We start from the raw sequence: 6,757 nt of genomic DNA, 5'->3' as shown, positions 1-6,757 counted from the left end.
GCGCGGACGCCGGCAACTACGTCATCAATCAACCGAGCGGCCTGACGGCGACCATCGACAAAGCCAGCCTGGCCGTGTCGGGCATTGCCGCCGTCGATAAAATCTATGACGCCACCACGGGTGCGACCCTGAGCGGCACGGCTGCGGTTAGCGCGCTGGGTAGCGACAGTGTGTCGGTAACGGGTACCGGTGCCGGCAGCTTTGCGGACAAGAACGCCGGTGCCAACAAGGCCGTAACCGTGAGCGGCTACACCCTGGCTGGCGCGGACGCCGGCAACTATGTGGTGACGCAACCGAGCGGCCTGACGGCGACCATCGACAAGGCCAGCCTGGCCGTATCGGGCATCGCCGCCGTCGATAAGATCTATGACGCCACCGCGGGCGCGACCCTGAGCGGCACGGCCGTCGTGGCGGCACTGGGCAGCGACAGCGTGTCGGTGATTGGCGCCAGTAGCGGCAGCTTTGCGAACAAGAACGCCGGTGCCAACAAGGCGGTGACCGTGAGCGGCTACACCCTGGCCGGCGCGGACGCCGGCAACTATGTGGTGACGCAACCATCCGGTCTGACGGCGACCATTGCCCGCGCAGCGATGACGGTCAGTGGCATCACTGCAGCCGATAAAGTTCTCGACGGTAGCACCGTCGCCACGGTGAGTACCGCCAATGCGACGCTGGCAGGCAAGTTTGGTTCGGATGACATCACACTGGCGTCGACCGGCCAGTTTTCCGACGCCGCCGCTGGTGTTGGCAAGATTGTCAATCTGAGCAGCACTTATGGCGGTGCCGATATCGGCAATTACATCGTTACCGGACAAGCGCAGGCAATCGCCAGCATCACGGGAGGGGCTGTCGTTGTGCCCGACACGCTGACGCAGCAAGTTCAGAGCGCGGTGACGCAAGTGCAGTCGTCCTTGCTGCCGCCGCAAGCCTTGGCGCAGCCACAAGTATTGAGCCTGTCCTCGACGTTGGTGGTGCAGCAGCTGGCTGACTCTGGCAGCAGCAACAGCAATGAGAGCTCGAAAGAAACGATGGGCCTGCCGTTAATCAATACTGCGACAGGATTTGGCACGCCCGCGCCGATACTGAAAATTCAAAATGGCGGCATGCAATTGCCGCTCGTTGCTACCAGCAGCAAAGAGTGAAGAATATATGAATACCCTATCCAAACAGCCTTTCCTGATGAAACCCTTGTTCGCCGCGTTGGTGCTTGCGTCGCTGGACGCCCAAGCCGTTGGTCAGCAAGTGCCTCCCAACGCCGGATCGATTCTGCAACAATTGCAACCACCAATTCCCAAGGCGGTGCAACCGATGGCGCCGGTCCTTGAGGTGAAGCCGAAAATCGATGTCGGCATGCCGCCTTCGCAGCCATTCCACGTGAGCAAATTGCGTATCACAGGCAATACTGCGTTCGCTACAGCAACGCTGCATGCATTGATCGCCGATCAGGAAGGTAAAAATCTGACGCTGGCGCAACTCGAAGAGCTGGCCGGGCGCATTACCGCATACTATCAAGCTCATGGATTTTCAATTACGCGGGCCATCATTCCGGTGCAGTCGATTACCGACGGCGTCGTTATTATCCAGGTCGTCGAGGCGCAGTATGACAACGTCCGGCTCAAGAATCAAAGCGAGGTGAGCGACGATTTACTCCAGGCTTTTCTGCAGCCCCTCGCTAGAGGAAAATTAATTGTCGATGACGAACTCAACCATGCTTTGCTGTTGCTGTCGGACGTGCCAGGCGTGGGCGTGAATGCGGTGCTCAAACCGGGAGCGACCACCGGTACGTCCGACATCGATATCGAGACGCGGTACATTCCGGCGACGCTGGCTAACTTGTCGCTGGATAACTACGGTAACCGCTATATCGGCCGCACGCGCCTGAGCGGCAATGTCAATATTGTCAATCCATTCCATGCCGGTGACACACTGAGCGCCAACATGACCACCACAGGCGAAGGCATGAATTATCTCCGGGCGGCATATGACACGCTGCTCAACGGTCAGGGGACCCGGATCGGCGCCGCATATTCCGCACTGCGTTACAAGCTCGGCAGCACTGCCCGCGCCCTTGATGCGAATGGCACTGCGGCAGTCGGCAGCCTGTGGGTAAGACATCCATTGATTCGCACCAAACAATATAACCTCTATGCTCAACTGCAATATGAAGCCAAGACGCTGCATGATCGCGTCGATCTCACAGGTATCCGTACTGACCGGCAGCTCAGCAACTGGATAGCCAGTATCAACGGTGATTATCGCGACAGCCTGCTGGCAGGCGGCATGAGCACCGGATCGCTGAGTTGGACTAGCGGACGTACCAGTTTTGACGATGCCGCCGCCGCCGCATCGGATGCCGCTACCGCGCGTTCGAGCGGTACATTCTCGAAGTGGAATGTCAATCTTGCCCGCTTGCAGGGACTCACGCCGCGCGACTCGCTGTATCTCAGTTTTACCGGGCAATGGGCGGACCGCAATCTGGATTCCGCCGAGAAGATGGCCATTGGCGGTCCTTATACTGTCCGTGCTTATGACATCGGTGTGCTTTCAGGCGACACCGGCTATGCCGCCAGTGTGGAAATACGCCATGAGTTGGGACGGCTGTTGTCAGGATCATGGCAGGCGCAGGCGTTTATCGACAATGCTTATGTCAAGGTCAACCGGCAGCCTTGGACCGTCACTGCGAACAGTGCGACCTTGTCCGGCGCCGGTATCGGTCTGAGCTGGGTCGGCCCCGACCTGTGGCGCGCGAGTGCTTCCGTGGCAACCCGCGTGGGCGCGGTGCCTGCGCTGTTGTCCCGGCAGTCGTCGGCGCATGCCTGGCTGCTCGTAGGCAAGGCATTCTGAGCGTGCAAACGGCCAGGTCCTTGGTCAGTTTTTGTCAGCCGCGGGCGGACTGTTACCAGGCTGTTGGGCCATTCGCCCCAGCCATTGCACCAGCGTGTCCGCCACCCAATCGCCATCGTCGAGCGGCAAGTCGTGGCCGGCGTCGGGGTGGAGCATGCAGGCGGCGTCCCATGCCTGCGCCAATTGCTGCGAGCAGCGGTGGTCGACCAGTTGGTCTAGCGCGCCGGCCATCACCAGCACGGGCATGGCGGGGCGGCGATCCGGGGCGCGGTAGCGGGCGGCGGACTGCAACTGGCGCAGTGCGTTGCGCCGGCTGACCGGATATTCCTGCTGGTAACTGAGCCAGTCGGCCAGCAGCGCCGGGTTGCCGCCCGCATGCCGGCGGCTCGTCAGGCGCAAGATCAGCGCTTCCTGGCTGCGCTGGTCGCCGGCCAGCAGCTGGCGCAGCAGGGCGCCGTAGTTCTGCCAGCGCAGGCGCCGGTAAAACGGACTGAACGGCCGCATGCTGGTGTTGATGAGCACGCAGCGGGCGATTTCCTGCGGGTAGCGACTGGCCCATTCGACGGCCACCATGCCGCCCAGCGACAGGGCCAGCAGGTGGTAGGGCGGCGCGATGCCCCGTGCGGATAAATCCTGGCGGCAAAATTCCACCATCTCGGCCACCCGCGTGGGGCTGTTCATGGCGTGCCGCTCGCCATTGCCGGGCAAGTCGGGCGTGATGATGCGGGCGCCGGGCAGGGCGCGCGCCAGGCTGGCGGGAAACTCTCCCCAGTGGCGCTGTTCGCGCATCAGGCCACGCAATAAAATCCAGGTGGGCGGCGTCATGACTCATACCATTGCGCCAGCGCGCGCCGGCGCTGCGCCTTGCGCAGCAAGCCTTCCGGCATCCAGCGGCCGTGGCTGCTGGCGGCGCGCATGAGGAAATCGAACCACACCAGGTGCCGGCGCAGCACGCGCTGCAGGCGGTGCGCGGCCGTGGGATTGAAGATGCTGACCCGGTTGAACAGCTGGCGCGGGTTTTTTTTGACCCACAGCCACGAGCCCATCTCCAGGGTCAGCGGCAGGAACACGCGGCCCGTGTAGCTGGTGCCGTTCAGGTACAGATAGTCCCACAGGTCGCCATGCGTGCGGTATTGCCGGCTTTGCGGCTCGAACACATAGTTGTGGTTTGGGTAGCTCTGGCTGAACAGCTCTTCCAGCGCGCCGATCTCGGCCAGGTGTTCGATCGGCACCTTGGTGTGGGCATGGGGAAACCAGATGCGGTCGCGCAAACCGAAGCCGGAATGGCAATCGAGGGCGATGCTGAACTGGCGCGACAGCAATTCGCGTTCGACGAAGTCGCACACGGCCCGGCTTTCCAGCTCCATCGCGCCATCCGCCGCGCCCCGGTACCAGGGCAGGCGGGCGCTGTAGCGCTGTCCACCGAGCATGAACGGCACTTTTTCGCGCGCGCTCAGCGGCGCGTTGCGCATCAGGTCCACGCCGCGCGGATTGCAGCGCGTGGCTTGCCACATGCCGCCCGGATTGACCAGCGGCATGAACACGAGGCGCATGCTTTCCAGCTGCTGGTGCAGGGTGGCATCCCAGCGCAGGCGCGCGATCAGGCTTTCCAGGAAGGACAGCAGCACTTGCGTGCCGATGCGTTCGAGGCCATGGATGCCGCCGAAAAAGCCCAGCACGGGCACGTCGGGACTCGGATTGCCCAGCGCAATCGTGTACACGGGAAACTCGCGCCCATCCATGGCGATGCCGCAGGGCGCGGCCACTTCCAGGTGGCTGCCGCCCTCGTCGATGAGGCGCTTCAGCATGACCAGCTCGGGCAGATTCTTTTCGATCATCAGGCGTCTGAAAGGGAAAGTGACAGCCAGTGTAGCCGAAATAAGTGCCGCGCCCGACGTCCCGCATGGCGAAATATATGCATGGCAAACATGTCACGAAGCCGTCATTTTTTGTGTGTAGGCTATTGCAGTTGATACAAGAATTGTTACTTGATAATGCCTTGTTAGCACGCAGTTTCACCCTCACACGATAGCGACACGATAGCGATATGACAGGCAGCCCGGCATCCGTCCATGTGCTTGCGCTGGCGGGATACCTGGTTTTGCTGGGTTTCCTGACCGCGGTGGGGCCCGTGCGGGCGCAGCCGGCCGACGGCTCCGTGCTGCAGTTCGATATCGCCGCGCAAAACCTCGGCGATGCGCTCGACCTGTACAGCCGTCGCACGGGCATCGCCGTGCTGATGGACCAGCGCTACGCGCAGCGCCAGTCGGCCGCCGTGCGCGGTGCATACGCGGCTGGCGTGGCCCTGCAAGTTTTGCTGGAAGGCACGGGCCTGCAATCGCGGCTGTCCGACGCGCAAGCCGTCATCGTATTTGCCCCGGCCGCGGCTTCAGCGCTAGCCGCGGCGGACTTGCCGCAGGCCGCCGTGGTGGCCGCCGCCGACATACCGGGCGCCACGCAGGGCGGCGGCGACCATCTGGCCTATGTGAGCCGCCTGCAGCATGTGCTGCTGGGGCTGTTGTGCCGCGCGGCGCAGACGCGTCCCGGCGGCTACCGGCTGGCGCTGCAGCTGTATCTGAACCGCGCCGGCGTGGTGGACCGCGTGCACCTGCTCGACAGCACGGGGCTGCGCGCGCGCGACACGGCGATTGCGCGCGTGGTGCTGGGCATGCGGGTCGGCGCCGCGCCGCTGCCCACGATGCCGCAGCCCGTTTCCATCCTGCTGCTGCCGCAAGGCCCGGGCAGTGAAGTCGATTGCGCCCCCGGCGCGCCGGGTAGAAACGCGCCATGAGCCTGCCCGACTTGCGCACCAGGCTTAAATGCCACCTCAGTTCGCGCTACGCCGTGCTGCGCTGGCGCCTCGAAAGGGTGGTGGGCTGCAAACACCATGCGGCCGATGCGCTGCAGGAAACCTGGCTGCGCCTCGAAGCGATGGTGGCGCCTGGCCCCGCCGCCGCGCCCGTCCATAACCCCGACGCCTATCTGCTGCGCATGGCGGCCAATATCGCCACCGATGCCTACCGCCGCGACCGCATCATCGTCACCGAGCGCGAACGCGAAGAACTGATGCATATGGCTGACGAGGCCGGCGACGATATCAGCGACCCGGCGCGCATCGTTTCGGCGCGTCTCGACGTGCAGGCGCTCGACGCGGCCCTGGCCGGCCTGTCGCCGCGCCGCCGCGCCATCCTGACGGCGGCGCGCATCGACGGCATGCTCAATGCGGAGATCGCCGAGCGCTTCGGCATTTCCGTGGCGATGGTGAAGAAAGAATTGCAGGCCGCCATGCAACACTGTAAAACGTGCATGGCCGACGCCGATGCGGCCCAGCGCAGCGATGTGTCGGGCCGCCGTAAATATTGATGAATCTGATGACTGCTCCTGACCGCGATCCACGCGACCTAGTTGAACATAACGACACTGCCATCGGCCGGGAAGCCGCTGCCTGGTGGGTGCGCCTGCGTGCCGACGATTTCACGCAAGCCGACGCCGACGCCTTGCGCGCCTGGTGCGCGCGCAGCCCCGAACATGCGCGCGCCTGGCGCGAACTCAAGCAAGTATGGCAGGCGCTCGATCCCGCCTTGACCCGCGCCGCAGCCGCGCCGCAGCGGGCGAACGTGCTGGCGTTTCCCGTCCGTCCTGGGCGGCGCGCCTTCCTCGGCGGCGCGCTGGCAGCCGGCGTGGCCGTGCTGGCCCTGCGTCCGCCGCTGGGCGCCTGGCCGTCGCTGCAAGAGCTCGCCGCCGACTACCGCACGGGCACGGGCGAGCAGCGGCAAGTGGCGCTGTCGCCACAGATGACGGTGCAGATGAATACGCAGACGCGCATCGATGTGCGGGCGCCGGAAGCGATCGAACTGCTGGGCGGAGAAGCGGAAATCCTCGCCAGCGGCGCGCGCCAGCCTGTGTCGGTGCT

General features: G+C 64.1%; 7 protein-coding genes. 5 read left to right on the top strand and 2 right to left on the bottom strand.

Going from position 1 to position 6,757, the window contains the following annotated elements; genetic code table 11:
* A partial coding sequence (locus tag K0F86_RS16170; protein ID WP_257572187.1) for a YDG domain-containing protein occupies positions 1–1,142 on the top strand: 1,142 nt, incomplete at its 5' end.
* A 7-nt stretch (positions 1,143–1,149) separates the two neighbouring features.
* Positions 1,150–2,844, top strand: coding sequence for a ShlB/FhaC/HecB family hemolysin secretion/activation protein (locus tag K0F86_RS16165; RefSeq protein ID WP_219135351.1), 1,695 nt, complete (start codon positions 1,150–1,152; stop codon positions 2,842–2,844).
* 24 nt (positions 2,845–2,868) lie between these two features.
* Here the strand turns inward: K0F86_RS16165 and K0F86_RS16160 are convergent, their stop codons facing one another.
* A complete protein-coding gene (locus K0F86_RS16160; RefSeq protein ID WP_219135350.1) occupies positions 2,869–3,669 on the bottom strand; it encodes an alpha/beta fold hydrolase in 801 nt (266 codons plus the stop codon).
* Positions 3,666–4,682, bottom strand: a complete 1,017-nt coding sequence (locus tag K0F86_RS16155; RefSeq protein ID WP_219135349.1) for a M14 family zinc carboxypeptidase — start codon at positions 4,680–4,682, stop codon at positions 3,666–3,668. Before K0F86_RS16155 ends, K0F86_RS16160 begins: the two co-directional genes overlap by 4 nt.
* 209 nt (positions 4,683–4,891) lie before the next feature.
* Between K0F86_RS16155 and K0F86_RS16150 the strand changes: the two genes are divergently transcribed.
* From K0F86_RS16150 to K0F86_RS27600, 3 genes are all read left to right on the top strand, one after another.
* Positions 4,892–5,635 (top strand): hypothetical protein, encoded by a 744-nt coding sequence (locus K0F86_RS16150; protein WP_219135348.1) that lies wholly within the window; start codon positions 4,892–4,894, stop codon positions 5,633–5,635.
* Positions 5,632–6,207, top strand: a complete 576-nt coding sequence (locus K0F86_RS16145) for an RNA polymerase sigma factor (protein ID WP_219135347.1) — start codon at positions 5,632–5,634, stop codon at positions 6,205–6,207. The genes K0F86_RS16150 and K0F86_RS16145 overlap by 4 nt, the downstream gene beginning before the upstream one ends.
* An 8-nt stretch (positions 6,208–6,215) precedes the next feature.
* Positions 6,216–6,757, top strand: a 542-nt coding sequence (locus K0F86_RS27600) for a DUF4880 domain-containing protein (protein ID WP_257572186.1), incomplete at its 3' end; no start/stop codon positions are given.

This window comes from Janthinobacterium sp. UMAB-60, from assembly GCF_900095235.1.
GTDB lineage: Bacteria > Pseudomonadota > Gammaproteobacteria > Burkholderiales > Burkholderiaceae_D > Janthinobacterium.
The sequence above is the reverse complement of the archived record's forward strand: the minus strand, read 5'-3'. Positions and strand labels throughout refer to the sequence as shown.

Bases quoted from the DNA above. Each gene is read 5' to 3' on its own strand.
- K0F86_RS16155 (WP_219135349.1), bottom strand. From the start codon at position 4,682: ATGATCGAAAAGAATCTGCCCGAGCTGGTCATGCTGAAGCGCCTCATC.
- K0F86_RS16150 (WP_219135348.1), top strand. From the start codon at position 4,892: ATGACAGGCAGCCCGGCATCCGTCCATGTGCTTGCGCTGGCGGGATAC.
- K0F86_RS16160 (WP_219135350.1), bottom strand. From the start codon at position 3,669: ATGACGCCGCCCACCTGGATTTTATTGCGTGGCCTGATGCGCGAACAG.
- K0F86_RS16165 (WP_219135351.1), top strand. From the start codon at position 1,150: ATGAATACCCTATCCAAACAGCCTTTCCTGATGAAACCCTTGTTCGCC.
- K0F86_RS16145 (WP_219135347.1), top strand. From the start codon at position 5,632: ATGAGCCTGCCCGACTTGCGCACCAGGCTTAAATGCCACCTCAGTTCG.